This window comes from Halomonas halophila (assembly GCF_030406665.1).
Lineage (GTDB): Bacteria > Pseudomonadota > Gammaproteobacteria > Pseudomonadales > Halomonadaceae > Halomonas > Halomonas halophila.
Genome location: NZ_CP129121.1, coordinates 111,597 through 137,673 on the forward strand (window position 1 = coordinate 111,597; position 26,077 = coordinate 137,673).

23 protein-coding genes are annotated in these 26,077 nt (G+C 69.3%); all 23 read left to right on the plus strand.

Annotated elements, in window-relative coordinates:
- Window positions 1–56: 56 nt before the first annotated feature.
- Window positions 57–461 carry a flagellar export chaperone FliS gene (fliS, locus tag QWG60_RS00490; protein WP_146909704.1) on the plus strand — a complete coding sequence of 135 codons (405 nt, stop codon included), beginning with the start codon at window positions 57–59 and terminating at the stop codon, window positions 459–461.
- A gap of 1 nt (window position 462) precedes the next feature.
- On the plus strand, window positions 463–855 hold the full coding sequence (locus QWG60_RS00495; protein WP_146909706.1) for a flagellar protein FliT: 393 nt from the start codon (window positions 463–465) through the stop codon (window positions 853–855).
- Window positions 852–2,174 carry a flagellar hook-length control protein FliK gene (locus QWG60_RS00500; RefSeq protein ID WP_146909708.1) on the plus strand — a complete coding sequence of 441 codons (1,323 nt, stop codon included), beginning with the start codon at window positions 852–854 and terminating at the stop codon, window positions 2,172–2,174. Before QWG60_RS00495 ends, QWG60_RS00500 begins: the two co-directional genes overlap by 4 nt.
- The gene (locus QWG60_RS00505) at window positions 2,171–2,455 is read left to right on the plus strand and encodes an EscU/YscU/HrcU family type III secretion system export apparatus switch protein (RefSeq protein ID WP_046077938.1); all 285 of its coding nucleotides are present in this window, start codon (window positions 2,171–2,173) and stop codon (window positions 2,453–2,455) included. The genes QWG60_RS00500 and QWG60_RS00505 overlap by 4 nt, the downstream gene beginning before the upstream one ends.
- Window positions 2,456–2,738: 283 nt before the next feature.
- Window positions 2,739–3,071 (plus strand): flagellar transcriptional regulator FlhD, encoded by a 333-nt coding sequence (gene flhD, locus QWG60_RS00510; RefSeq protein ID WP_146909710.1) that lies wholly within the window; start codon window positions 2,739–2,741, stop codon window positions 3,069–3,071.
- Complete coding sequence (gene flhC, locus QWG60_RS00515; RefSeq protein ID WP_146909713.1) at window positions 3,061–3,633, plus strand: flagellar transcriptional regulator FlhC; 573 nt, start codon at window positions 3,061–3,063, stop codon at window positions 3,631–3,633. Before flhD ends, flhC begins: the two co-directional genes overlap by 11 nt.
- Window positions 3,634–3,766: 133 nt before the next feature.
- Entirely contained in the window at window positions 3,767–4,639 is an 873-nt protein-coding gene (motA, locus tag QWG60_RS00520) for a flagellar motor stator protein MotA (RefSeq protein ID WP_107180973.1), read from the plus strand.
- Entirely contained in the window at window positions 4,636–5,595 is a 960-nt protein-coding gene (gene motB / locus QWG60_RS00525) for a flagellar motor protein MotB (RefSeq protein WP_046077934.1), read from the plus strand. The genes motA and motB overlap by 4 nt, the downstream gene beginning before the upstream one ends.
- A 31-nt stretch (window positions 5,596–5,626) precedes the next feature.
- Window positions 5,627–7,999, plus strand: a complete 2,373-nt coding sequence (locus QWG60_RS00530) for a chemotaxis protein CheW (RefSeq protein WP_146909715.1) — start codon at window positions 5,627–5,629, stop codon at window positions 7,997–7,999.
- Entirely contained in the window at window positions 7,996–8,493 is a 498-nt protein-coding gene (cheW, locus tag QWG60_RS00535; RefSeq protein WP_035596940.1) for a chemotaxis protein CheW, read from the plus strand. The genes QWG60_RS00530 and cheW overlap by 4 nt, the downstream gene beginning before the upstream one ends.
- Before the next feature lie 206 nt (window positions 8,494–8,699).
- Complete coding sequence (locus QWG60_RS00540) at window positions 8,700–10,319, plus strand: methyl-accepting chemotaxis protein (protein WP_046077931.1); 1,620 nt, start codon at window positions 8,700–8,702, stop codon at window positions 10,317–10,319.
- A gap of 59 nt (window positions 10,320–10,378) precedes the next feature.
- The gene (locus tag QWG60_RS00545; RefSeq protein ID WP_281288401.1) at window positions 10,379–12,124 is read left to right on the plus strand and encodes a methyl-accepting chemotaxis protein; all 1,746 of its coding nucleotides are present in this window, start codon (window positions 10,379–10,381) and stop codon (window positions 12,122–12,124) included.
- Window positions 12,125–12,212: 88 nt separating this feature from the next.
- Entirely contained in the window at window positions 12,213–14,420 is a 2,208-nt protein-coding gene (locus tag QWG60_RS00550; RefSeq protein ID WP_146909717.1) for a methyl-accepting chemotaxis protein, read from the plus strand.
- Window position 14,421: 1 nt separating this feature from the next.
- Window positions 14,422–15,291, plus strand: coding sequence for a protein-glutamate O-methyltransferase CheR (gene cheR, locus QWG60_RS00555; protein WP_107180977.1), 870 nt, complete (start codon window positions 14,422–14,424; stop codon window positions 15,289–15,291).
- Between the two features lie 109 nt (window positions 15,292–15,400).
- The gene (locus tag QWG60_RS00560) at window positions 15,401–16,462 is read left to right on the plus strand and encodes a protein-glutamate methylesterase/protein-glutamine glutaminase (protein ID WP_035596951.1); all 1,062 of its coding nucleotides are present in this window, start codon (window positions 15,401–15,403) and stop codon (window positions 16,460–16,462) included.
- Between the two features lie 34 nt (window positions 16,463–16,496).
- Window positions 16,497–18,215, plus strand: a complete 1,719-nt coding sequence (locus QWG60_RS00565) for a methyl-accepting chemotaxis protein (protein ID WP_146909719.1) — start codon at window positions 16,497–16,499, stop codon at window positions 18,213–18,215.
- Between the two features lie 69 nt (window positions 18,216–18,284).
- Window positions 18,285–18,674, plus strand: coding sequence for a chemotaxis response regulator CheY (gene cheY / locus QWG60_RS00570; protein WP_035596957.1), 390 nt, complete (start codon window positions 18,285–18,287; stop codon window positions 18,672–18,674).
- A gap of 45 nt (window positions 18,675–18,719) precedes the next feature.
- A complete protein-coding gene (gene cheZ, locus QWG60_RS00575; RefSeq protein ID WP_046077957.1) occupies window positions 18,720–19,412 on the plus strand; it encodes a protein phosphatase CheZ in 693 nt (230 codons plus the stop codon).
- Between the two features lie 275 nt (window positions 19,413–19,687).
- Complete coding sequence (gene flhB, locus QWG60_RS00580) at window positions 19,688–20,854, plus strand: flagellar biosynthesis protein FlhB (RefSeq protein ID WP_035596960.1); 1,167 nt, start codon at window positions 19,688–19,690, stop codon at window positions 20,852–20,854.
- Window positions 20,851–22,932, plus strand: a complete 2,082-nt coding sequence (gene flhA / locus QWG60_RS00585; protein ID WP_046077926.1) for a flagellar biosynthesis protein FlhA — start codon at window positions 20,851–20,853, stop codon at window positions 22,930–22,932. The genes flhB and flhA overlap by 4 nt, the downstream gene beginning before the upstream one ends.
- 5 nt (window positions 22,933–22,937) lie before the next feature.
- On the plus strand, window positions 22,938–25,169 hold the full coding sequence (gene flhF / locus QWG60_RS00590; protein ID WP_146909721.1) for a flagellar biosynthesis protein FlhF: 2,232 nt from the start codon (window positions 22,938–22,940) through the stop codon (window positions 25,167–25,169).
- Window positions 25,169–25,684 (plus strand): hypothetical protein, encoded by a 516-nt coding sequence (locus tag QWG60_RS00595; RefSeq protein ID WP_146909723.1) that lies wholly within the window; start codon window positions 25,169–25,171, stop codon window positions 25,682–25,684. Before flhF ends, QWG60_RS00595 begins: the two co-directional genes overlap by 1 nt.
- Window positions 25,681–26,070, plus strand: a complete 390-nt coding sequence (locus tag QWG60_RS00600) for a flagellar protein FlhE (protein WP_046077922.1) — start codon at window positions 25,681–25,683, stop codon at window positions 26,068–26,070. The genes QWG60_RS00595 and QWG60_RS00600 overlap by 4 nt, the downstream gene beginning before the upstream one ends.
- Window positions 26,071–26,077: the final 7 nt, after the last annotated feature.

The window sequence follows — 26,077 nt, forward strand, 5'->3', positions numbered from 1 at the left end:
GTTCACCTGCTGCAGACTGGGCGGGTTATCTTACCGATCGAAGGAGTAGCGGAATCATGGCGGCGATGAAGGGCGCAAATGCCTACGCAAGAGTGGGGGTGGAAAGCGGTGTGAATTCCGCCAGCCCGCACAAGCTGATCGTGATGCTGTTCGATGGTGCCCTGGCAGCCATTCGTGCGGCGCGTATCCATATCGAGGCCGGCAACACCGCGGAGAAGGGCAAGTCGATCAACAAGGCGCTGGATATCGTCAGCGGTGGCCTGGCGCCGGCCCTGGACGCCGAGCGTGGCGGCGAGATAGCAGCGAATCTGGCCTCGCTCTACGACTACATCGCCCGGCAGCTGCTGGCGGCCAATCTGCGTAATGACGTGGCCAGGCTCGACGAGGCCGAGCGCCTGCTGGGCGATATCGCCTCGGCCTGGCGCGAAATAGAGCCCCAGGCCCAGGCTGCAGGAGGCTGAGATGACGAGCGCTCGCGAAGCTTCTGTGGAGGCGGTGATCGAAGGCTATCGGACGCTGCTGGAGTGTAGCGAGCGCATGCTGTTTCTGGCGCGCGAGGCCGACTGGCCGGCGCTGCTGGAACTGGAGGCTATCTACGTACAGCAGGTCGAGCATGTTTCGGAGCTGGACGCACAGCATTCATTGATGGAAGCCGGTCAGCGACGCAAGGCGATGCTTCTGGAGGGAATCCTCGAGAACGACCGGGAGATTCGTCAGCGCCTGGCTCAGCGCCGTGACGAGCTGGGCGAGCTGATCGGTACCTCGCAGCGTCAGCGCGATCTGCAACGTGCCTACGGTAGCGGCGGGGGGCGCGTCATCCCGGGTAGCACGCGACACGATCAGGGTGCGTCGTGAGCGGTATCACGCCGCTGATCGATACGCTCCTGCACCAGGTGCTGGGCAAGCGGGTCGATACGCCCGCGCCTCAGCCGCTCAATCAGCCGGTCAAGCCGACCTCGCCGGCCGATGCGCCGCGGGCCTTGCACAGCGACTCACGCCTCGATGCGCGGGCGCCCGGTCCCGTCGTCGGCGAGGTGGCTCGTGGCCAGGGGCGCGAGGCGCCTGCGCCACAGGCGCCATCTGGTGGCGCACCCGGCTCGGCCCTGACCCACTTCAGCGCCACGGCGCGTACCATTGCCGACCTGCTGGGGCGCTTCCCGGCGCCGCCGTCGGCGGTGTCGCCCGCCGCGCCGCTGCTGGCCGCCGGTGAGTCGGCCACGCCCGAGCAGCTCGCCCAGCGGCTCTCGGGCAGCATTCGCGACAGCGGCCTGTTCTACGAATCCCATCTGGCACGCTGGTATCGAGGCGACATGCCCCGCCAGCAGCTGAACCGCGAGCCGCAGATGCTGCAGCTTCTTCAGCAGCTGCGCTTCACGCCGGTGGCTTCCGCGCCGGGCGGCTCTTCCGCCGTGGCGCTGGCCACGGCCGCCGCAACGGCGGCTTCCGTGTCTGCTTCCGGCGCGCCTGCCTCCGGCAATGCTGAGGTGCTGGCCGCGCGCGTCCAGGCGCTGCAGCCGCCCGTCCCCTTCCTGATCCGAGCCGCCATGCCCCGGGGCGAGGCGCCCGTGCTGATGCCGAGCGTCGCGGCCGGGGGGAATCCCCAGGCGCCGTCGCCCGCGCCCATGATGCCCGGCACCGCGGCCACACCGGCAGGTAACGAGGTGGCGTCGGCCCGGGGGGGCGTGAGCGCCGCCGATGCGGCACGTGCGGCTTCCGCCTCGATGGCCGATGAGGCGGCTCGTGTCGTCGAGGGGCGTCGTGAACCGGTCGCCGACGGCCTGCAGCACCTGGTGCGCCATCAGCTGGAGATGCTGGCCACCCCCCAGCTGCGCTGGGAGGGTGACGTCTGGTCCGGGGTGTTCATGGCGCTGGTGATCCAGTTGCCACACGGACGTCGCGACGGTCACCAGCAAGGCGAAGAGGGCGACGAATCGCGCCAGGACGAGTCCGGCGGATGGCGTTCCCGACTGACGCTCGAGGTGGCCGGGCTGGGGCCGCTGGAGGTCTCGCTGTGGATGCGTGAGGTGCGCCTCGATATCGACGTGCAGGTCCGTGACGCCGCCGTGAAGTCACGGCTGGAGGAAGGGCTGGAGACCCTGCGCCAGCGGTTGGCGGGGCACGGTTTCGATGACGTGCGCCTGCGTCTGACTCTGGCCGCCGAGGGGGCAGAATGACCGAGCGATCCCGGGAGACCCGACGCCAGGCGGTGGCGCTGGCCTATCAGGACGCCGAAGGCGCGCCGCGGGTGGTGGCCCAGGGCTATGGCGAACTGGCCGAGCGCATCGTCGAGGAAGCCCGGCGCCAGGGCGTCTACGTGCATGATTCGCCGGAGCTGGTGGGGCTGCTGATGCAGCTCGACCTGGACGAGGAGATTCCGCCGCGCCTCTATCAGGTGGTGGCCGAGCTGCTGGTCTGGGTGCGAGAACTGGCGGAGGCGCCCGGCGCCACGGAGTAGTGCCGCGACGGTTTCAGTCGTCGCTTTTCCGGTCGTTGAATGGCGCGATACCGCTTTCGATGAGCACCTTTCCAGTACTTTTTCATTAGATTGATCTGGGTCAATAGCATTGCGCCATTGAGCGTTGGAGACTATATGTTGCACATGCTCCCCATCGAGGGCAGTGTTACAAAAATGAAAACAACAGGCGCTACGCTCTGTCAGACGCAGACGATGGCTTGCCTATAACAACGAACGCGGCAAAAGACCGTGAAGTGGAATAAGTCAATAAAAGCAGGGAATTATGAAAACCAATCCGCACGTCGCCGAGATTCGCGAGCTGAATCTCGGCTATCTGTTGCTCGCCCAACGGTTGCTGCATCACGACCGCGCCGAGGCCATGTTCCGTCTCAAGATCGATGACGAAATGGCCGATCTGCTGACATCGTTGAGCGCGCAGCAGCTATCGCGCCTGGCCAGCACCAACCAGCTGTTGTGCCACTTCGGTGGTGAGAGCGCCGAGCAGCTGCGCCAGGTGGTCGACAACCCCCGTGATCAGGGGCTATCCCATATTCACTCCTCGCTGCTGATGGCCTCGCGCTCGATGCTGTCGGAAGGAGGTGGCCATGTCGACTAAGAGTCTGCTGGAGGAGTTGGAACAGGTGCAGCTCGCCATCGACCTGATCGAGCTGGGCGCCCGCCTCCAGGTGCTCGAGACCGAGACCGACCTCAGTCGTGCCCGGCTGATCCGGCTGTTCAAGGAGGTGCGCGGCATGTCGCCGCCCAAGGGCATGCTGCCGTTCTCCACGGACTGGTTCATCACCTGGATGCCCAACGTCCACTCCTCGCTGTTCTACAACATCTATCGGCGTCTGCTCGAGGATCTCGGCTGTCAGCGCATGGAGGCCTTCATCAAGGCCTATCGGCTGTACCTGGAGCAGGTGGCGATCGACGATGCCGAGGCCGTGTTGGGGCTGACCCGGGCCTGGACCCTGGTGCGCTTCTTCGAGAGCGACCAGCTCCAGCTCTCCGAGTGCGGCCGCTGCCACGGCCACTTCGTGGCCCATGCCCACAGCCCCTCCCACGACTATGTCTGCGGGATCTGTCAGCCGCCCTCCCGGGCCGGCAAGACTCGCAAGCGACGCGACCAGGCGGCGGCCGCCGATGCCGCATCGGCCAAGGTCGTACGCCAGGCCTGAGGCCGCTCGCCGGAGCGGGTATCTTCCCGCTCCGGCATCAACATTCTTTCTCCTCTTCCCCTCAAGTCCCCGTCGATTCCGGCCGATAACCTTCGTCAGCAACATCATTCACGTGTCGGCGAAGGAACTCGTTGTGCTGATCCTCATTGGTTATCTGGTTGTCCTGATCACGGTCTTCGGCGGCTTCGTGCTGGCCGGCGGCAGCCTTGGCCCACTTTTCCAGCCCACCGAGCTGCTGATGATCGGCGGCGGCGGTCTCGGCGCCTTCATCGCCGCCAACAACGGCAAGGCACTCAAGGCCTCGTTTCGCATCCTGCCGCGACTGCGCCGCTCCAAGAAGTACGACAAGGCGTTGTACATGGAGCTGATGGCGCTGCAGTACAAGCTGCTCGCCAAGATCCGCCGCGACGGCATGCTGGGCATCGAGCGCGATATCGACAATCCCCAGGAGAGCGCGCTGTTCAACGAGCATCCCAAGGTGCTCGCCGACCCGACCATCATGACCTTCCTCACCGACTATCTGCGCCTGATGGTCAGCGGCAGCATGGACCCCATGGAGATCGACGAGCTGATGCTCCATGAGATCGAGGCCTTCGAGCAGGAGGCGCACATCCCCGCCGATGCCATCCACAAGGTCGGCGATGCCATGCCCGCCTTCGGCATCGTCGCGGCGGTGATGGGCGTGGTGAAGGCGCTCAGCGCCTCCAACGCCGACCCCGAGCAGATGGGCGTGATGATCGCCCATGCGCTGGTCGGCACCTTCCTCGGCATCCTGCTCGGCTACGGCTTCATCCTGCCGCTGTCGAGCCGCATCGAGCGTCAGACCAAGGAGGTCGAGAAGGTGCTGCAGTGCATGCGCGTGACCCTGCTGGCCAGCCTGCACGGCTATGCGCCTCAGCTGGCGGTGGAGTTCGGCCGCAAGGCGCTGCACAGCCAGGAGCGTCCCGGCTTCAGCGAGCTCGAGGAATACGTGCGTGAATCCAAGGCGGGTGTGGGCAGCGCATGAGTCAGGGGGACAATCGCCGGCCGATCATCATTCGGCGCAAGAAGGTCGTTCAGGGCCATCATGGTGGCAGCTGGAAGATCGCCCTGGCGGACTTCATGACCGCCCTGATGGCGCTGTTCCTGGTGATGTGGATCCTCTCCACCTCCAGCCCCGAGCAGCGCGAGGGCGTGGCCGACTACTTCAGCACGCCGCTGGTGGCGGCGATCACCAGCGGCGACAGGTCCGCCGTCAGCCAGAACGTGATTCCCGGCGGCGGGCCCGATCCGACCTATCAGGAAGGCGAGCGTGCGCGCATCGACCTGCGTCAGCAGACCCGCCCCAGCGAGCGGCAGCGCCGCGCCTTCCGCGATCTGCAGCGGCGCATCGAGGCGGCGATCGAGGCCGATCCGGACCTCAAGGAGCTGCGCGACCAGCTGCGCTTCGACATGACGCCCGAGGGGCTGCGCATCCAGCTGCTGGACAACGAGCAGCGGCCCATGTTCGAGCTCGGCAGCGCCCGGGTGGCGCCCTACATGCACGATCTGCTCTACCTGATCGCGCCGCTGCTCAACGAGCTGGACAACGACCTGAGCATCAGCGGCCACACCGACAGTCTGGCCTATCTCAACGGCCAGCGCGGCTACGGCAACTGGGAGCTGTCCTCCGCCCGCGCCAACGCCTCACGCCGCGAGCTGGTGGCTGGCGGGCTGGATGCCGACAGGCTGCTGCGCGTGGCGGGCTTCGCCGATCAGGTGACGATGCCCGACACCGTGCCGAGCGACCCGATCAACCGGCGCATCGAGCTGCTGGTGCTGTTCGAGGTCGTGTCCGAGCGCATTCGCTCGCCGCGGGTGGTCGATGGAATCGGCCTGCCGTCAACGCTGGGCGGCGGCCGCCAGCCGTCGCCCGACGAATCGCCGATGGAGCGTTTCAACCAACGACTCAACGAGGCCCTGGGCCCGGCATCATCGCCCTGAGAGGCGCCATACACCCTGGGTAGGGAACCGCATGGATATCACCGATTTCTATGACACCTTCTTCGAGGAGGCCGAGGAGCTGCTGGCCGACATGGAGCGCCATCTCCTCGAGCTCGACGTCGATGATCCGGACGCCGAGCAGCTCAACGCCATCTTCCGGGCGGCACACTCGATCAAGGGTGGCGCCGGCACCTTCGGCTTCGACGTCCTGCAGCGGACCACGCACCTGTTCGAGAACCTGCTGGATCACGCGCGCCAGGGCGAGCTGACGCTGCGCCGGGATATCGTCGACACCTTTCTGGAAACCAAGGACATGCTGCACGACCAGATGGACGCCTATCGCAACGGCGACGAGCCCGATCAGGAGGCCTTCGCCCGCATCTGCGAGACCCTCAAGCGCCTGGCGCTGGAGGAGATCGGCCAGTCGCTGGACGGCGGCGAACCCGCCCCCAAGGCCGCCGAGCCGGCACCTGCTCCGGCCCCCGAGCCCGCCCCTGAGACCGCTTTTGAGACCAAGCCGGCGCCCGCCGAGGCGCCGTCCCAGGAGGGCGAGAGCCGCCTGACGGTCTCGCTGCTCAACGTCGGCGACGAGAATCGCGCCCTGCTGGTGGAGGAGCTCGAGCAGCTCGGCACCATCGAGTCGCAGGCGGGCGACGCGGCCTGCTATCGCGTCACGCTGGCCACCTCGGTGAGCGCCGAGGACATCGAGGCGGTGATGTGCTTCATCGTCGAGCCCGACCAGCTCAAGATCGAAACCGCGGAGGCCGAGACGAATGATGCATCGGCCGCCGGCGAGCGCCGGCTGGTCGTGTCGTTGCTCAAGGTCGGCGACAAGGACCGCGACCAGCTGCTGGAGGAGCTCGGGCAGCTCGGCACCGTCGAGGGGCAGTCGGGCGACGCGGCCTGCTATCGGGTGACGCTCTCCACCTCGGTCAGCGTCGAGGACATCGAGGCGGTGATGGGCTTCATCGTCGATGCCGATCAGCTGAAGATCGAGCGGGAGGCCGAGTCGGCGCCCGCGGCACCGGCCGCCTCCGAAACGCCGGCGGCGACCGAGCCGGAAGCCTCCGGCCAGGACGCGCCGCAGCCGGCGGCGAAGCCCAAGGCAGAGAAGCCCAAGGCGGCGAAAGCCGACAAGCCCAAGTCGAAGGCCAAGTCCGGTGGCGGCGAGTCCTCCTCGATCCGCGTCTCGGTGGAGAAGGTCGACCAGATCATCAACCTGGTCGGTGAGCTGATCATCACCCAATCGATGCTCGACCAGACCGTCAGCGAGCTTGACAACGTCAACCACAGCGGCCTGCACAACGGCATGAACCTGCTGCAGCGCAACGCCCGCGACCTGCAGGAAGCGGTGATGTCGGTGCGCATGATCCCGATGGATTTCGTCTTCAGTCGCTTCCCCCGCGTGGTGCGCGAGACCGCCGGCAAGCTGGGCAAGGACATCGAACTGGTCACCGAGGGCGCGGCGACGGAGCTCGACAAGAGCCTTACCGAGCGCATCATCGACCCGCTCACCCATCTGGTGCGCAACAGCCTGGACCACGGCATCGAGTCGCCGGACGCCCGCGAGGCCGCCGGCAAGCCGCGCACCGGCAAGCTGACGCTCTCGGCCAAGCACCAGGGCGGCAACATCCTGATCGAGGTGATCGACGACGGCGGCGGCCTGAACCGCGAGAAGATCCTCGCCAAGGCGCGGGAGAGCGAGCTCAGCGTCTCCGACAGCATGAGCGACGACGAGGTCTGGCAGCTGATCTTCGCCCCGGGTTTCTCCACCGCCCAGGAGGTCAGCGACGTCTCCGGCCGCGGCGTGGGCATGGACGTGGTCAAGCGCAACATTCAGGGCATGGGTGGCAACGTCCAGATCATGTCCACCCCCGGGGAAGGCACCACCATTCGCATCGTGCTGCCGCTGACCCTGGCGATCCTCGACGGCATGTCGATCAAGGTCGGCGACGAGGTGTTCATCCTGCCGCTGTCCGCGGTGCTGGAGTCGCTGCAGCCGAGCCCCGACGACCTCTACGCCATGGCCGGGGACGACGTGGTGCTCAAGGTGCGCGACGAATACCTGCCGGTGGTGCCCGTGCACGAGGCGCTGGACGTCACCGGCGCCAAGACCGAGCTGGCCGAGACCATTGCCGTGATCGTCCAGGGCGAGGGCCGCCGCTACGCGCTGCTGGTGGATGAGCTGGTTGGCCAGCAGCAGGTGGTGGTGAAGAACCTCGAGACCAACTATCGCAAGGTGCCCGGCGTGTCCGCGGCGACCATCCTCGGCGATGGCAGCGTGGCGCTGATCCTCGACATCACCGATCTGCACCGTCTCAACCGAGCCAAGAAGGAGGCGCGGCGCGACGCCCGTCCCGCCGTCTCCACGACCCTGAATCCCAAGGAGGTAGAGCCGTCATGAGCATCGAGACCACCGAAGCGGCCCTGGCCGCCACCGAGGCCGAAAACCGCGAATTCCTGGTGTTTTCGCTGGGCGACGAGGAATACGCCATCGATATCCTCAAGGTGCAGGAGATCCGCGGCTACGAGAACGTCACCCGCATCGCCAACGCCCCCGAATTCATCAAGGGCGTGACCAATCTGCGCGGTGTGATCGTGCCGATCGTCGACCTGCGCATCAAGTTCCATCTGGAGAACGTCGAGTACGGCGGCCAGACCGTGGTGATCGTGCTCAACGTCGGCGAGCGCATCGTCGGCATCGTGGTCGACGGCGTCTCCGACGTCATGACCCTGACGCCCGAGCAGATCAAGCCGGCGCCGGAGTTCGGCGTGACCCTGTCCTCCGACTTCCTCAGCGGCCTCGGCAGCCTCGAGGACCGCATGCTGGTGCTGGTGGACATCGACAAGCTGCTGACCAGCCAGGAGATGGCCCTGGTCGACAGCGTGAGCGAATAAGCCGGCACGTTCGGGCGCTCACGGCGGGAGGCGACGCGCCCGGCGTGCCGGACCATCGCGAGCAGGCTGTCATCACGTTCCTGGGCGCTGCGCTTGGCGCCCAGGCACCGACATCCTCGCGCCGCCTCGTGCCCGGCGCTCGTCTGCCATCCCCGGCAAGCAAGCCGCGCTCTGCCAATAACAACACACCCGACAAGAGGTGACGCATGCGCCAGCTGACAACGACAACAAAACTGTGGGCCACCCTGGGCATCATCTGGCTGGCCATGGGCCTGATGATGGCCTGGAGCGCCTGGGAGAATCGCCAGACCATGCTGGAGGAGCGCCGCGGGGCCCTCCAGGACACCGTCCATCTGGCCCAGAGCCTGATCGCGGGCCAGGCCGAGCGGGCCGCGGCCGGTGAGATCTCGACGGACGAGGCCAAGGCCAGGGCCGCGGCGCTGATCGAGGACATGGAGTACGACCACGGCCGCGGCTATCTCTACGTCTTCGACGACGACTTCGCGATGCAGAGCCACCCGCGCCTGGCCGCGGGCACCGACGTCGGAAGCTTCGAGAACGTCGAGGGTCGCCTGCTGTTCCGCGAGTTCGCCGAGGACGTGGCCAGCGACGACGGCTATGTCGACTACCTGTGGCCGCACACCGAGGGCAGCGAGCCGATTCCCAAGTCGTCCTACCACGAGCGCTTCGCGCCCTGGGGCTGGACGATCGGCACCGGCGTCTACATCGACGACGTCAATGCCGCCTTCATGGCGTCACTGGCCCGCTCGTTGATGGCGCTGCTGATCATCGGCGTGCCGGTCAGCCTGCTGATGGGATGGGTGATCCGTGGCGTGACCCGCTCGCTGGGGGGCGATCCCCGCTACGCCGCCGCCTCGGTGCGGGCCATCGCCGACGGCGATCTGACCCGGGAAGTGCGACTGCGCGGCGGCGACGAGCGCAGCCTGCTGTTCGATATCGAGCGCATGCGCCGGGCCCTGGTCGACACCATCGGCGACATCCATCGCGACAGTGATGCGGTGCATCAGGACGTGGAAGCGCTGGGCGAAGGCAACGACGAGCTGGCCACCCGCACCGAGCAGCAGGCCGCGGCGCTGGCCCAGACCGCCTCGAGCATGGAGCAGCTGACCACCACCGTTGGGCACAACGCCGAGCACGCCGAGCAGGCGCGCGCGGTGGCCGACGAGACCGCCCAGGGCGCCGAGCGGGGCCGCCAGGCGATGGGCGAGGTGGTCAACGCGATCGACGCCATCAATGCCAGCGCCAGCGAGATGAGCGGCATCGTCGATACCATCGATTCGATCGCCTTCCAGACCAACATCCTGGCGCTCAACGCCTCGGTGGAGGCGGCTCGGGCGGGCGAAGAGGGCCGCGGCTTCGCGGTGGTGGCCGAGGAGGTGCGCCAGCTGGCCAGCCGCTCGGCCGAGGCGACCCGGGAGATCAAGGCATTGATCGATCGCGCCGATGGTCAGGTCGTGGCGGGCAGCCGGCGCGTCAAGGAGACCGACGAGGTGATCGTCGGGATGGTGGATGACATCCGCCGTCTTTCCGGCCTGGTGGAGGAGATCTCCACCGCCACCGGCGAGCAGCGTCAGGGCATCGAGCAGGTCGGCGAGGCGGTCACCCAGATGGATCGCATGACGCAGCAGAACGCGGGCCTCGTCGAGGGCAACAGCGACGCCTCTCAGCGCCTGGTGGCGCGAGCACGAGGCCTGCGCGAGCGGGTGGCCCACTTCCGCTTCGTGGCGGGGGCCGACGTCGAGACGCCCGCCGCGCTGCCGGCGGCCGCGGCCTCGGCGCGCGAGGCCGAACCGGCCATGGCCTGATACCGAGAATTCGTGATTCGGGGCGGCAAGGACCGCCCCTCCAAGAAAGGGAGTGCGTGGTGAGGAAGCTTCTCGACAACATGACCGTGCGGGTCAGCTGGAGCCTGGTGCTGGCGCTGTTCGCCGTGCTGATCCTGGTGCTCAGCGCCCTGGGGCTCTATGCGGTGCGCTACAGCGAGGATTCGCTGCGCACGCTCAACGAGGTCAACGTGGACCAGCAGTCCTCCCTCAACCGGGCCAATGCGCAGATGCTGTTCGCGCAGACGGAACTGCGCGGCCTGCATGCCCGGCTGGGGCAGGCGGTATGGCCGGAGGAGCGCGAGTCGGTGCAGGCCGAGGCGGCCGCGCTGGGCGCGACCCTCGACGAGATCGAGGCGACCTTCCAGGACTTCCTGGCGCTGCCGCGCCAGGCGGGGCAGGACGCGCTGATCGCGTCGATCGAGGAAGACTTCACGGCCCTGATGGACCAGGGACTCAGGCCCCAGCGTCAGGCCCTGGAGGAAGGCAGCGCCCAGGCCTTCGCCGACCTGAACGAGGACGTCGACCGCCTGACCCAGGCCTTCTACACCGATGCCGTGGCCTTCTTCGAGGCCTCGGAGGCCAACGGCGCCGCTCTCTACGACGACTTCTTCGACCTGTCGCGGCTGATGAAGGGGCTGATGATCGCCGTGCTGGTGATCGCCGCCCTGGCCATCGCGGTGGTGATGTGGGGCGTGACGGCCAACGTCATCCGCCCGCTGGGCCGCCTGGTCGGCTACTTCGAGCGGGTCGAGGGGGGAGACCTGTCCCAGGATATCCCGCAGTACGGCAACAACGAGATCGGCCGCCTCTATCGCTCGCTGGACGAGATGCAGCGGGGCCTGGCGGCGACGATCGGTAGCGTACGCAGCAGCGGCGAGTCGATCTACGCCGGCTCGCAGAGCATTGCCAGCGGCAACAATGATCTCTCGTCGCGCACCGAGCAGCAGGCCTCCTCGCTGCAGGAGACCGCCTCGAGCATGGAGGAGCTGTCCTCCACCGTCGGCCAGAACGCCGACAACGCCCAGCAGGCCAGCCAGCTTGCCGTCGAGGCCACGCGCACCGCTGAAGAGGGCGGCCAGGTGGTCGGCGAGGTGGTCTCGACCATGCACGAGATCCAGCATAGCTCCCAGCGGGTGGCCGAGATCATCGGCACCATCGACTCGATCGCCTTCCAGACCAACATCCTGGCCCTCAACGCCTCGGTGGAGGCGGCCCGGGCCGGCGAGCACGGCCGCGGCTTCGCGGTGGTGGCCGAGGAGGTCCGCAGTCTGGCCAGCCGCTCGGCGGACGCGTCCAGCGAGATCCGCGGCCTGATCGAGGCCTCGGTGAACCAGGTGGAGGCCGGTACCGCCCGCGTCGACAAGGCCGGCCAGACCATGACCGAGATCGTCGCCGCCGTGCAGCGGGTCAGCGACATCATGGACGAGATCGCCGCGGCCTCCAGCGAGCAGAGCAACGGCATCTCCCAGGTCAACGACGCCGTCACCCAGATGGATCAGGTGACCCAGCAGAACGCCACCCTGGTGCAGCAGGCGGCCAGTGCCGCCACCCAGCTCGAGGCCGAGGCCGGTCGGCTGCGTGACGTCACCGGCCGCTTCCGCTTGCCCTCGGGGGCCCAGGCACCGAACCACGAGGCCGCCCGCCAGGACGACCTGGCGCGCTGGATGCCGTCGCTGGTGGCCGCTGGCGGCCAGGACGGTGGACGCACACCGGACAGCGCCCGTGGCTCGCAGCCGCCGCGCCAGCGCGATCAGGACCCGAACGAGGAGTGGGAATCCTTCTGAAGGCCGATGCGCCGCCGGTGTCATTCGGCGGCGCTCCAACTCCATAACAAATGGCCAGCATCCAGGCACGCCGTAGGGAATTGATGACATGAGAAACAATCAGCCGATCACGCAGCGGGAGGTCGTGCTCGACGACGACCACTTCCTGATCTCGCGCACCGATCTCAAGGGGCGCATCACCTATGCCAACCCGGCCTTCATCGAGGTCAGCGGCTTCTCCAAGGAGGAGCTGATCGGGGCGCCGCACAACCTGGTGCGCCACCCGGACATGCCGCCGGCGGCCTTCCAGGACCTGTGGGATACCCTGGCCGCCGGCGAGACCTGGCACGGCCTGGTCAAGAACCGCTGCAAGAACGGCGACCATTACTGGGTCGACGCCAGCGTGTCACCGATCCTCGAGGACGGCGAGGTGGTCGGCCATGCCTCCATGCGCACCAAGGCCGATCCGGCCGACATCGAGCTGGCCGAGACCGTCTATGCGCGGATGCGCGAGGGCCACAAGACCGGCTATCGCCTCGACAAGGGATGGCTGGAGCGACGCGGCCTGCGCGGCGCGCTGGGCCGGCTGAACCTGAGCAGCATGCGCGCCAAGATGGTGGCCATGGTGGCGGTGGCCGGCGGGCTGCTGGCCGTGACCGGCGGCATGGGGCTGTTCGGCATCGACGATGCCGGCCAGCGCCTGCAGACCCTCAACCGCGACGGCCTGCAGGACGTCGCGCGGCTGCAGCAGATCGACCAGGTGATCACCCAGAGCCATCAGGATCTGACCCGTCGCGAGCCCTTCGAGCTGATCAACCAGCGTGAGGAGGTGATCGCCGGGCTCGAAGAGGCCGAGACGCGCCTCGCGTCGCTGTGGGAGGGGTATCGAGGCGACGGCCGTAATGCCTCCGCGGTGGCCGATGACTTCGGCGAGGAACTCGATCACTATCGCCAGGCGGGGCTCTCGCATGCGGTGTCGCTGCTCAATTCCGACGACAACTTCCAGGTCTTCTCCAACCTGCCGCCTCATGCCAAGGAAATGCGCGACTGGGGCGAGGGGCTGTCGAGTGACGTCAACGAACTGATCGCCGAGGAGCAGCAGGCGGCCACGGCGCTGGCCGACGAGGCGAAGGCGACCGAGCAGCGTATGACCCTGGTGCTGGCGATGATGCTGGGCATCGGCCTGCTGGCGCTGGGTCTGCTGGGCTGGCTGCAGCTGCGTGCCCTGATCCGGCCGCTGCGCGGCGCGCAGCAGTTCACCCTGCAGATCGCCTCCGGCAACCTCGGCGCCACCCCGCCCCACCGCCGCCGCGATGAGGTCGGGCGCATGCTCGGCGCGCTGGAGCTGATGCGCAAGAGCCTGGGCAGCATCGTCGGTGACGTCAGCAACGGGGTCGAACGGGTGGCCCCGGCTGCCCGGGACATCGCCTCCGGCAACGAGGAACTGGCTTCGCGCACCGAGCAGCAGGCCGCCTCGCTGCAGCAGACCGCCTCCAGCATGGAGGAAATGACCACCACGGTGCAGCACAACTCCGACAACGCCCAGCAGGCCAGCGGCCTGGCCTCGGACAATGCCACCCAGACCGCCGAGACCGGCGAGCTGATGCAGCAGCTGGTGGGCACCATGGGCGAGATCACCGAAGGCTCGAAGAAGATGACGGAAATCATCGACGTCATCGATTCGATCGCCTTCCAGACCAATATCCTGGCCCTCAACGCCTCGGTGGAGGCGGCCCGGGCCGGCGAGCAGGGCCGCGGCTTCGCCGTGGTGGCCGGCGAGGTGCGTCAGCTGGCCAGCCGCTCGGCGTCCGCCGCCCAGGAGATCAAGGCGCTGATCGACGGCTCGGCCCGGCAGATCGAGGGCGGCGCCCAGCTGGTCAAGCGCGCCGAGAGCTCGCTTTCCGAGGTGCTCGAGGCCTCGACCCGGGTCAACGACATCATGGGCGAGATCACCGCGGCCTCCACCGAGCAGAGCAACGGCATCGGCCAGATCAATCAGGCGGTGATGGAGATGGATCGGGTGACCCAGCAGAACGCCGAGCGCGTGCAGGCCTCCGCCCAGGCGGCCACCGAGCTCGATCAGCAGGCCGCCGAGCTGGCCCAGGCCGTGGCCGCCTTCCGCCTGCGCGGCGCGGGCCTGGAACGAGCGCCGTCGCTGAGCGAGCGGCGCGGTGCCGCCGAGCGCCAGCCGCTGCCGGCCGCCTCCGCAAAGGCTCGCACCGCGTCCAGTGCCTCGGCCGAGGCATCCCGCGGGACGATGTCCCCGCAGACCCGCACGTCCCAGGCAGCGGACCTCGAGGAATGGGAGGAATTCTAACGTGACACAGGAGCTGCCCTCGTCGGGGCCGGGAAGCTGGGCGGGCGGCGGTCAGTTCGAGCGTGACCTCGAACTGACCGATGCGGACTTCGCCCGCATCCGTCAGCTCATCTACCAGCGGGCCGGCATCGTGCTGGCCGAGCACAAGCGGGAGATGGTCTATAGCCGCTTGGCCAAGCGGCTTCGCCATCATGGCCTGACGCGCTTCGCCGATTATCTGGCACGCCTCGAGCGCCAGCCCGATGCCCGCGAGTGGGAGGCCTTCACCAATGCCCTGACCACCAACCTCACCGCCTTCTTCCGCGAGGCGCATCACTTCCCGCTGCTGGCGACCCACGTGCGCGAGCGGCGTGGCCCTGTGCGGGTGTGGAGCTCGGCGGCGTCCACCGGCGAGGAGCCCTATTCCATCGCCATGACGCTGGCCGAGGCGCTGGGCTCGCGGGCCGGCGACGCCGAGGTGGTGGCCACGGACATCGACACCGAGGCGCTGGAGAAGGCCCGCGCCGGGGTCTATGCCATGGAGCAGATCCACAAGCTCGACGAGGCGCGGGTCAAGCGTTTCTTCCAGCGCGGCCGCGGCGCCCACGAGGGGCTGGCCCGGGTGCGGCAGGAGCTCAAGGACATGGTCGACTTCCAGCCGCTCAACCTGCTGGCGCCCTCCTGGTCGATCCAGGGGCCCTTCGATGCGATCTTCTGTCGCAACGTGATGATCTACTTCGACAAGCAGACCCAGGCGCGGATCCTCGAGCGCTTCGCCCCGTTGCTCAAGCCCGACGGCCTGCTGTTCGCCGGGCATTCCGAGAACTTTTCCTACACCACCGAGGCCTTCCGGCTGCGGGGACAGACCGTCTACGTGCGCAAGGCGCGTTAAAGAACGGGCGCGTTAAAGAACCGGGAGCGCCGGCCGATAGTGACCCCATCGGCCGGCGACGGGGGTGGCATGCCGTCCGCCGCCCGCCCGCATGGAGAGGAGACATCCCTTGAGCGCACCCAAGATCAAGGTGCTGTGCGTCGACGATTCGGCGCTGATACGCGACCTGCTGACCGAGATCATCAATCAGCAGCCCGACATGGAAGTGGTGGCCGTGGCGCCGGACCCGCTGGTGGCCCGCGACCTGATCAAGCGCCACGACCCGGACGTCATCACCCTGGATGTCGAGATGCCGCGCATGGACGGCCTCGACTTCCTGGAGCGGCTGATGCGGCTACGGCCGATGCCGGTGCTGATGGTCTCGTCGCTAACCCAGGCCGGTTCCGAGGTGACCCTGCGCGCCCTGGAACTCGGCGCCCTGGACTTCGTGGCCAAGCCGTCGCTGGGCATTCGCCACGGCATGCAGGCCTACGCCGACGAGATCGCCGAGAAGCTGCGCGCGGCGGCACGCTCGCGGCCGCAGCGCGCCCGTCGCCGTGACGCTCCGGCGCCGAAGACCCTCGAGGCTCCGCTGGTGTCGAGCGAGAAGCTGATCATCATCGGCGCCTCCACCGGCGGCACCGAGGCCATCCGCAGCGTGCTGGAGCCGCTGCCAGCGGGCAGCCCGGCGATCCTGATCACCCAGCACATGCCCGGGGGCTTCACTCGCTCCTTCGCCGAGCGCCTCGACCGGTTGTGCCAGATCACGGTCAAGGAAGCCGAGGACGGCGAGCGCATCCTGCCCGGGCACGCCTACATCGCGCCGGGGGACACTCACCTCAAGCTGGCGCGCAGCGGCGCCAACTATGTCGCGCGGCTGGACAGCGGCCCGCCGGTCAACCGTCACCGGCCCTCGGTGGACGTGCTGTTCCACTCCGCCGCCACCCAGGCCGGCCGCAACGCCATCGGCGTGTTGTTGACCGGCATGGGCAAGGACGGCGCCGCCGGGCTGCTGGAGATGCGCCAGGCCGGGGCCCAGACCCTGGCCCAGGACGAGGCCAGCTGCGTGGTGTTCGGCATGCCGCGCGAGGCCATCGCCCTGGGCGGCGCGGCCGAAGTCGTCGCCCTGGACGCGGTGGCGCCGCGGCTGCTCAAGCTGGTCGCCGCCTCCGGTCGCGCCCAGCGGGTGTAAGAAGGACTGTCATTTCGGCTCAGGAGTCGCCTCGATGCTCAACCTATTGCGCAATTTCAAGATCAGCCGGGTCGTCAACGGCGTGCTGGTTTGCTTCCTGCTGTTCCTGGTGGTGGTGGCGGGCCTGGGCTGGACGGCCAGCCGCACGGCCCATGACACCCTGTCGACTCTGGACCGGATCAACGTCGAGCAGCTCAACGAGATCAACCGCGCCGATGCGCTGCTGACCGGAGGCCTGGTCGACCTTCAGACCGCCTCCGGCCACTTCCTGATGGGGCGCACCAGCCAGGCCGATAACGCCCTGGCCTCGGCCCTGGACAAGATCGAGCGCGCCGAGGCGCGCTACGAGAACTACGCCGGCGTGCCGCGCACGCCCCAGGGCGAGGCGCTGGGCGCCCGCGTCGAGGCAGATTTCGACGCCGTGCTGGCGCTGGTGCGCGAGGGCTACGAGACCCTGGACCGGGTGGATACCCAGGGCTTCTCCCAGCTGCGTCAGCGCATGACGGAACCCCGCGAGGCCCTCGAGGCGTCGCTGACCGAGTTCGTGCGCTACGCCGGGGAGCGCGGCGACACCCTGATGGCCGACTACAGCGTCATGGAGGGCCGCTTCGGCATGATCGGCCTGGCCATCCTGGCGCTGGCGGCGCTGATCATGGGGGGCATCTACCTGACCCTGCGCCGGCTGCTGGTGCTGCCGCTGCGTCAGGCTGTGCGCGATCTCGAAGGCATCGCCGAGGCCGACCTGTCCCGCGAGATCCAGGTCAAGGGGCGCAACGAGATCGGCCAGCTGTTCGCCGCCATGCGCGACATGCAGGGCAACCTGGGTCGCATCGTCGGCGACGTGCGCCAGGGCAGCGGCGCCATTCACGGCCGCGCCCGGGAGATCTCCCGCGGCAACGCCGATCTGTCCTCGCGCACCGAACAGCAGGCCGCTTCGCTGGAGGAGACCGCCTCCAGCATGGAAGAGCTCACCGCCACGGTGCGCCAGAACGCCGACAACTCCCGCCAGGCCAGCGGCCTGGCCCAGGAGGCCACCAGCACCGCCGAGCGCGGTGGCGAGGTGGTCCAGCAGGTGGTGCAGACCATGCACGGCATCGCCGGCAGCTCGCAGAAGGTCGCCGACATCACCGGGGTGATCGACTCGATCGCCTTCCAGACCAACATCCTGGCGCTCAATGCCTCGGTGGAGGCGGCGCGGGCCGGCGAGCAGGGCCGCGGCTTCGCGGTGGTGGCCGGCGAGGTGCGTCAGCTGGCCAGCCGCTCGGCCGAGGCGGCCAAGGAGATCAAGGCACTGATCGACGGCTCCGTGACCCAGGTGCAGGAGGGCTCGGCGCTGGTCGAGCAGGCCGGTTCGACCATGCAGGAGGTGGTCGCCTCGGTGCGCCGGGTGACCGACATCATGGACGAGATCTCGGCGGCCTCCCAGGAGCAGAGCGACGGCATCGAGCAGGTCGGTCAGGCGGTGGGCCAGATGGACCAGGTCACCCAGCAGAACGCTGGCCTGGTGCAGGAGGCGGCCTCCGCCGCGTCCGAGCTGGAGGCTCAGGCCACGCGCCTGGAACAGGCCGTGTCGGTGTTCCGGCTGAGCGGTGGTGAATCCGCCGCCCTGCCGGCGGCCGGTCCGGCCGCGGCCCCCCGTCAGGCTCCTGCCCCAGCGCCGCGCGCCGAGGCCGCGCCTCAATCCCGGCCCGAGCCGACCCGCCCCGCCCCGCGGGCGGCGACCGCGGCCGAGGACGACTGGGAAGAATTCTGAACATGGCCGGTGGCGTGCCGCCGGCCCCGCAACGCAATTGCCCCGACTAGCAAAAGAAGAGGAATCCCGATGGCGGACAAGAACATGAGCATCCTGGTGGTGGATGACTTCCCGACCATGCGGCGTATCGTGCGCAGCCTGCTCAAGGAACTGGGCTTCACCAACGTCGAGGAGGCCGAGGACGGTCAGGAGGCGCTCAACAAGCTCAAGGCCGGCGGCTTCGAGTTCGTGGTGTCCGACTGGAACATGCCCAACCTGGACGGCCTGGAGATGCTCAAGCAGATCCGTGCCGATGATGATCTCAAGGAGCTGCCGGTGCTGATGGTCACCGCCGAGGCCAAGAAGGAGAACATCATCGCCGCCGCCCAGGCCGGCGCCAACGGCTACGTGGTCAAGCCCTTCACCTCGGCGACCCTCGAGGAGAAGCTCAACAAGATCTTCGAGAAGCTGGGCATGTGATACCCGGCCGGGTCCGCGCGGGCCCGGCATGCAGGAGAGGCGATGATGAGCACCGAGACACAGCCTGGCGACCACCAGGCGAACGGAGACGAACTGGTCCAGCGCATTGGCCACCTGACGCGCATGCTGCGCGACAGCATGCGCGAGCTGGGGCTGGACAAGGAGATCGAGCGGGCGGCGGACGCGATTCCCGATGCCCGCGACCGCCTGAGCTACGTGGCGACCATGACCGAGCAGGCGGCGGAGCGTGCCCTCAACGCCATCGATCGTGCCCAGCCGCTGCAGGACCGCCTCAGCGAGGGGGCCGAGGCCCTGGACGCGCGCTGGGCCGAGTGGTTCGCCGAGCCCAAGGAGCTCGACGACGCCCGCGAGCTGGTCAAGGACACCCGTGGCTACCTGGCCGAGGTGCCCCAGACGACCCAGGCGACCCACAAGGAGCTGCTCGAGATCATGATGGCCCAGGACTTCCAGGACCTGACCGGCCAGGTGATCAAGAAGATGATGGACGTCATCCGCGAGATCGAGCATCAGCTGGTGCAGGTGCTGATCGACAGCGTGCCCCAGGGCGAGGCCCGCGACAGCATGCAGCGTCGCGCCGACGGTCAGCGCGAGAGCGAGGCCAGGAAGCGCGACGAGGAGGACAGTCTGCTCAACGGCCCGCAGATGAAGCCCGAGGCCGAGGACGTGGTGGCCGATCAGGATCAGGTGGACGACCTGCTCGACCAGCTGGGCTTCTGAGTCATCGCCGAACACCGTCTGCGCCCGGCCAGCCTGGGGTCAGACCCCGGCGGTGTCGATGTGGCCGGAGAGGTGTCCGATGACGGGCCGGGTGGCGTGGCCGGGGGCTGACCCCTGAGCCATGCCCACCGCCGTCCTTTCTTCCCGCTTTCCCCTTCCGGCAAGCGGCCGAGGCGCGTGGATAAGCCCACGAAAATCGGCCCTTTTCGCCTGACCGTTCCTACCTTCCTCCCCGGATAATGGCCAGGGTGCGCACGAGTGCCCGGTGACTGGCCATGGCCGACGACAGCAGCGACGACGAGAAGACAGAAGAGCCCACGGCTCGACGCCTGGAGAAGGCGCGCGAGGACGGGCAGGTAGCCCGTTCCCGGGAGCTGGCCACCTTCATGCTGCTGCTCGGCGGCGTGATCGGCCTCGGAGCCATGGGCGCGAGCCTCTTCGAACTGGTCGGTGGCGTCATGGAGCAGGCCTTCCTGTTCGAGCGTCGGCAGGCCATGGAAACCATCCCGATGCTGGTCCAGGCGCTGGCACTGGGGCAGCGCACCCTGATCGGCATGCTGCCGCTGTTCCTGTTGCTGGCGGTGATCGCGCTGGTGGCGCCGGCGCTGCTGGGCGGCTGGGTGATCTCCGCCAAGTCGCTCAAGCCCCAGGCCAGCAAGCTCAATCCGTTCAAGGGGCTCAAGCGCATGCTGGGCGTCCAGGCGCTGGTGGAGCTCGCCAAGGCCATCGCCAAGTCGGTGCTGGTGGGCGGCGTGGGCGTGGCCTACCTCTACCTGCACCGCGGCGAGTTCATGGCGTTGATGGGCATGCCCGTCCAGCGGGCCCTGGCCGACGCCATGTGGATGGCCGCCGAGGCCTGCGGCCTGATGGTGCTGACCCTGCTGGTGGTGATCCTGATCGACGTGCCCTACCAGCTGTGGAACCACACCAAGCAGCTGCGCATGTCGAAGGACGAGATCAAGCGCGAGCACAAGGAGTCCGAGGGCGACCCCCAGGTCAAGGGCCGCATCCGCCAGCAGCAGCAGGCCATGGCGCGCGGGCGGATGATGAGCCAGGTGCCGGAGGCCGACGTGGTGATCACCAACCCCACGCACTACGCCGTGGCGCTCAAGTACGAGCAGGCCGGCATGAGCGCACCGCGGGTGGTGGCCAAGGGCACCGACGCCGTGGCGGCGCGCATCCGCGAGGTGGCCGAGGAGGCCGGGGTGCCGCGCCTGGAGGCGCCGCCGCTGGCTCGCTCGCTCTATCACCATGTGGATCTGGAGGCCGAGATCCCCGCCGACCTCTACACCGCGGTGGCGGAGGTGCTGGCCTGGGCCTTCGGCCTGAAACGCGTTGCCGAAGAGGGCGGCGAGGCCCCGCCGACCCCCGAGAACCTGCCGATTCCGGACGCCGTGGCGGCGCCGGGAGCGGGCCCTGACACCGACGAGGCACGAGCATGAAGGCCCTGAGCCAATACCTGCCGCGACGCAACCTGATGGCCGACGTGCCGATGAAGCTGCTGGCCGGCCCGCTGCTGATCATCATGATCCTGTCGATGATGATCCTGCCGCTGCCGCCCTTCGCGCTGGACCTGCTGTTCACCTTCAACATCGCCATGGCGGTGATGGTGCTGCTGGTCAGCATGTTCACCCAGAAGCCGCTGGACTTCGCCGCCTTCCCCGCGGTGCTGCTGTTCACCACCCTGCTGCGGCTGTCGCTCAACGTGGCCTCGACCCGCGTGGTGCTGATGAACGGCCACGAGGGCGGCGATGCCGCCGGCAAGGTGATCGAGGCCTTCGGCCAGTTCCTGGTCGGCGGCAACTTCGCCGTCGGCCTGGTGGTGTTCGCCATCCTGGTGATCATCAACTTCATGGTCATCACCAAGGGCGCGGGGCGCATCGCCGAAGTGGGCGCTCGCTTCATGCTCGACGCCATGCCCGGCAAGCAGATGGCCATCGACGCCGATCTCAACGCCGGCCTGATCGGCGAGGAAGAAGCCCGTCAGCGCCGCGCCGACGTGTCCCAGGAGGCCGACTTCTACGGCTCCATGGACGGCGCCAGCAAGTTCGTGCGCGGCGACGCCATGGCCGGCCTGGTGATCATGGTGGTCAACATCATCGGCGGCCTGCTGATCGGCCTGCTGCAGTACGACATGGCGTTCTCCGACGCCGCCCGCACCTACGTGCTGCTGACCATCGGCGACGGCCTGGTGGCGCAGATCCCGGCGCTGGTGATCTCCACCGCCGCCGGCGTGACCGTGTCCCGGGTGACCACCGACCAGGACGTCGGCCAGCAGATGATCAGCCAGCTGTTCGTCAATCCCAGGGTGCTGTTCCTGGCCGCCGGCGTGATGGGGCTGCTGGGCCTGGTGCCGGGCATGCCCAACCTGGTGTTCCTGCTGTTCACCGCGCTGCTCGGCGGCCTGGCCTGGTGGATGCTGCGCCAGCAGGAGCGCCAGCTGGTCGAGGAGCAGACCCAGGTCGCCCCGCCGCCGGCGCCGGAAGCCCCGGAAGCCAGCTGGGAGGACGTGCAGCTGGTCGACACCCTGGGCCTCGAGGTCGGCCACCGGCTGATTCCCATGGTCGACGCCCAGCAACAGGGCGAGCTGCTCGGCCGCATCAAGAGCGTGCGCAAGAAGTTCGCCCAGGAGGTCGGCTTCCTGCCGCCGGTGGTGCACATCCGCGACAACCTGGAGCTCTCGCCCAACGCCTACTCGCTGAGTCTCAAGGGCGCCGAGATCGGCCGCGCCGAGGCCTATCCGGGGCGCTGGCTGGCCATCGACCCGGGCCAGGTCTCCGGCGAGCTGTCCGGCACCCCGACCCGGGACCCGGCCTTCGGCCTGCCGGCGGTGTGGATCGACACCGAGCAGCGCGAGCATGCCCAGGTCTACGGCTACACCGTGGTCGACGCCAGCACCGTGGTGGCCACGCACCTCAATCACCTGTTGCACCGCCATGCCGCCGAGATGCTCGGCCGCCAGGAGGTACAGAAGCTGCTCGACAAGCTGGGCGAGGACCAGAAGTCGCTGGTCGAGGAAGTGGTGCCCAAGGCGATCTCGCTCACCGTGCTGCAGCGGATCCTCCAGCACCTGCTCGACGAGGACGTCTCGATCCGCGACATGCGCACCATCCTCGACGCCCTGGCCGAGCACGCGCCCCAGCAGCAGGATCCGGGTGAACTCACCGCCGTGGTCCGCGTGGCGCTGGGGCGCGCCATCACCCAGCAGTGGTTCGCCGGCCACGAGACCCTCAACGTCCTGGGGCTGGACGGCCAGCTCGAGCAGGTGCTGCACCAGGCCATGAACGGCAGCGGCGCCCTGGAGCCGGGCCTGGCCCAGACGCTGATGGACCAGGCCGAGCAGGCCCTGAGCCGCCACGAGGCCAGCGGCGAGCCGCCGGTGCTGGTGGTGCAGCACTCGCTGCGCCCGGTGCTGGCGCGATTCCTGCGCCGCCGCCTGAATCATCTGGTGGTGATGTCCCAGGCCGAGATTCCCGATGACCGGACCCTGAAGGTCACTACCCTGATCGGAGGACAGTGAGCGACATGAGCGTCATGCGATTCGTCGGCGAAACCAGCCGCGAGGCGATGCGCAAGGTGCGCAGCGCCCTGGGCGACGAGGCCCTGATCCTGGCCAACCGACCCACCGAGACGGGCGTCGAGATCCTGGCCATGGCCGACGAGGCGGCTGAGACCATGGTGGCGTCCACGCTTCCTGAATCCACCGCGCCGGCGCCCGCCGAGCCCGCCTCCCGGCCGCCGAGCGAGCCGGCTCCCACATCCGCGGCGCCCGACGGCGGCGGCCTGGAGGCCATGAGCGAGCGGCTGCTGCGCGAGATGCAGGACATGCGCGCGCTGCTGGCCCGGGGGGCCGCGTCGCCCGCCGCCCCGACGACATCGTCGTCCGCGGGTCGCGAGACGCTGGCCGAGACCCTGCGCGATGCCGGCTTCGGCCGCGTGGTGATCGACGAGCTGCTCCAGGGCCTGCCGGCCGAGCTGGCCGGCGCCGAGGCCGAGCCCGCCGCGGCCCAGGCCTGGCTGAGCCGCCGCCTGGCCGGTCGCCTGCCGGTGGGCATCGACCCCGAGACCTTCCTCGACACGCCCGGCATCCTGGCGCTGGTCGGTCCCACCGGGGTCGGCAAGACCACCACCACCGCCAAGCTGGCCGCGCGCTGCGTGCAGCGCCACGGCGCCGAGCATGTCGCCCTGGTCACCACCGACGGCTTCCGCGTCGGCGCCCACGAGCAGCTGCGCATCTACGCCGAGCTGCTCGGGGTGCCGCTGCACGCGCTGTCGCCCGAGCAGTCCATGGACGAGCTGCTGGCCGAGCTTGCCGGCCGGCGCTGGATCATCATCGACACCGTGGGCATGAGCCAGCGCGACCGCCGCATCATCGCCCAGGCGTCCCAGCTGCAGGGCGGCGCCGAGCGGGTGCGCATGCTGCTGGTGCTCAACGCCGCCAGCCAGCCGGGCACGCTGGAGGAAGTGGTCACTCACTATCGTCAAGCCGCCCGGGCCGCGGGCGTGGCCCTCGACGACTGCCTGCTGACCAAGCAGGACGAGGCCGGCCAGCTGGGCCCGGCCCTGGACACCCTGATTCGCCACGGCCTGCGGCTGCGCTATGTCTCCACCGGCCAGCGGGTGCCGGAGGACCTGGCGCCGGCCGAGGCCGCGCCGCTGGTCGAGGCTGCCCTGGCGGCGGCGCGCCCCGGCGATGACCTGCCCGCGGCCAGCGTGAAGAGCGCTCGCCCCGACGCCGACGCGCTGCTCGGCCAGGGCCGCCGCCTCGGCGCCCTGCTCGCCACGCTGCGTCGCCGGCTGACCGGCTTCGCCACCCTCGAGGCCGCCTGGGACCTGAGCGCGCTGCCCGCCTGCCTGCAGGAGGATCACCTCTCGCGCCTGCTGGAGGCGCCGCCGCAGCGGGCCGGCATGCTGTGGGCGGCGCGTCGCTCGCTGCCCGGGGCCGACTGGGCGATGCCCGATCTGGGCATCGACGACCGCGGCGGCTGGGTGGTGCTGCCCGACCTGCAACATCGCCAGCCGGCGGGCTGGCCGGCGCGGCTCGGTCAGGCCCGGGAGCGGCAAGGCGTGGCCGTGCATCTGCTGCCCGGCCTGCCCGACGCCGACACCTGGCTGTGGCTGGACGAGACCCGCGCCCCCTGGCTGTGCCAGGTGCGCCCCGCCCAGCGCGTCGTCCACGACGGCGAGCGCCGCTCGCTGTCGAGCCTCGAGCCGCTGGCCGAGGCCGCCGAGACCCGGGATGCGCGCTTCCGCGGCCAGACCGTGCGCGTGCGCTTCGCGCGCCTGGCGGTGGAGGCCGGCCCCGGCGGTCGCCGCGGGCCTGTGGCCTCCTGTGCCATGACCGCCTGGTTCGCCAGCCTGGTGGACCCGGAAAGCGGCCGCGTGCTGGCGCGGCGCCAGTGGCTGACCCCGCTGCCGGCCGGCGCCGACGTGCTGCCGCTGCTGATCGGCCAGCTCCACGGCGAGGCTCTGCCGCGCCAGGCGCGCCGCGCCTGGGAGCGCCTGCCGGCGCTGCTGCCGGCGGAGACCGATCGCGAGCTGCGCCAGCTGCTGGCCGCCGGGCTGGCCGCTGCGGCGGGCCATCTCGATCAGTCCTCCGATGACGATGCGGAGGAGCTGCGCGGCGATCTGCTGGCGCTGCTGGGCGGCCGTCGCCGTCGCCGCGAGGGTGCCCTGCTGGAGGCGCTGCTGCAGCTGCTGACGGCGCGGGATGCCATTCGCCACGTCGGCGCCGCCGGCCTGGAGGGGCTGCGGTGATGGCCGGCGATCAGGCCGCGGGGCTGCGCGCCTGGGCGGCCAGCCTCGATCGCCCGGCCGCCGAGGCCGGAAGCGACTCCGTGCCCGAACCGGCAGGCGTCGAGACATCGCCGGCCGAGTCGGCCGAGGCCCCGCCGACCACCCTGGTGGTGGTGGGGCTGCCGAGCACCGCGCCGGAACAGGCCGAGCGAGTGACCGCGCTGCTCGATCACTGGGCCGAGCGAGGACGGCGCTGGGTCGGCGACCCGCGGCGCTGGAAGGTGGTACCCGTGGCCATCTCGAGCCCGCATCTGGCCGTGCTGGCGCAAGAGCAGCCGCGCTGGGCGCTGTGGGTGGGCGCCGACGGCGAGGCCTTTCGCCGCGCACTGGGCGTGCTCGGCCGGCTGGCGGAAGGCGGCGGGCCGCGGCGCCTGATCGCCGTGCATCCGCCGGGGATGCCGCGCCGCGGGCTGCTCGACAACCTGCGCCAGGCCGCTGGGCATTACTTCGGCATCGACCTGCTGGTGCTGGCATGAGGCGCCGCCTGATGCTCGGGGCGCTCGCCGCCCTCGCCGGTTTCGTCCCGACGGCCCACGCCGCCGGCAGCTGGGTGGCCGAGGCGCCCTCGGTGCGTGCCGCGATCGTCGGTCGGGAGACCGCCAGCGAGGCGCTGACGCCGCCCGCCGGCACCGAGGGCCGCATCCGCGAGGTGCGCTGGCGCTTCCGTACGCCGCCCGGCCAGGGCGGGCACGCGCGGCTCTGCCATCCGGCCGGCTGCGTGACGCTGCCGGCCCCACGCGGGCGCAGCACGGCCCTGGCGGGACTGCCCGCCGGCGAGCCGCTGAGTTTTCGCTTCTCGCCGCTGCCGGGGCAGGCCCCGCTGGCGGTCGAGAGGCTGCAGGTGATCGTGAACTTTCAGTAAGGCCCAA

Excerpts from the sequence above, each read along its gene's own strand:
- cheW (WP_035596940.1), top strand. The coding sequence starts at position 7,996 with ATGAGCATCGAGACCACCGAAGCGGCCCTGGCCGCCACCGAGGCCGAA.
- fliS (WP_146909704.1), top strand. The coding sequence starts at position 57 with ATGGCGGCGATGAAGGGCGCAAATGCCTACGCAAGAGTGGGGGTGGAA.
- flhD (WP_146909710.1), top strand. The coding sequence starts at position 2,739 with ATGAAAACCAATCCGCACGTCGCCGAGATTCGCGAGCTGAATCTCGGC.
- QWG60_RS00495 (WP_146909706.1), top strand. The coding sequence starts at position 463 with ATGACGAGCGCTCGCGAAGCTTCTGTGGAGGCGGTGATCGAAGGCTAT.
- flhC (WP_146909713.1), top strand. The coding sequence starts at position 3,061 with ATGTCGACTAAGAGTCTGCTGGAGGAGTTGGAACAGGTGCAGCTCGCC.
- QWG60_RS00505 (WP_046077938.1), top strand. The coding sequence starts at position 2,171 with ATGACCGAGCGATCCCGGGAGACCCGACGCCAGGCGGTGGCGCTGGCC.
- motB (WP_046077934.1), top strand. The coding sequence starts at position 4,636 with ATGAGTCAGGGGGACAATCGCCGGCCGATCATCATTCGGCGCAAGAAG.
- flhB (WP_035596960.1), top strand. The coding sequence starts at position 19,688 with ATGGCCGACGACAGCAGCGACGACGAGAAGACAGAAGAGCCCACGGCT.
- QWG60_RS00540 (WP_046077931.1), top strand. The coding sequence starts at position 8,700 with ATGCGCCAGCTGACAACGACAACAAAACTGTGGGCCACCCTGGGCATC.
- flhF (WP_146909721.1), top strand. The coding sequence starts at position 22,938 with ATGAGCGTCATGCGATTCGTCGGCGAAACCAGCCGCGAGGCGATGCGC.
- cheY (WP_035596957.1), top strand. The coding sequence starts at position 18,285 with ATGGCGGACAAGAACATGAGCATCCTGGTGGTGGATGACTTCCCGACC.
- QWG60_RS00600 (WP_046077922.1), top strand. The coding sequence starts at position 25,681 with ATGAGGCGCCGCCTGATGCTCGGGGCGCTCGCCGCCCTCGCCGGTTTC.
- QWG60_RS00550 (WP_146909717.1), top strand. The coding sequence starts at position 12,213 with ATGAGAAACAATCAGCCGATCACGCAGCGGGAGGTCGTGCTCGACGAC.
- QWG60_RS00530 (WP_146909715.1), top strand. The coding sequence starts at position 5,627 with ATGGATATCACCGATTTCTATGACACCTTCTTCGAGGAGGCCGAGGAG.
- QWG60_RS00595 (WP_146909723.1), top strand. The coding sequence starts at position 25,169 with ATGGCCGGCGATCAGGCCGCGGGGCTGCGCGCCTGGGCGGCCAGCCTC.
- flhA (WP_046077926.1), top strand. The coding sequence starts at position 20,851 with ATGAAGGCCCTGAGCCAATACCTGCCGCGACGCAACCTGATGGCCGAC.
- QWG60_RS00565 (WP_146909719.1), top strand. The coding sequence starts at position 16,497 with ATGCTCAACCTATTGCGCAATTTCAAGATCAGCCGGGTCGTCAACGGC.
- cheZ (WP_046077957.1), top strand. The coding sequence starts at position 18,720 with ATGAGCACCGAGACACAGCCTGGCGACCACCAGGCGAACGGAGACGAA.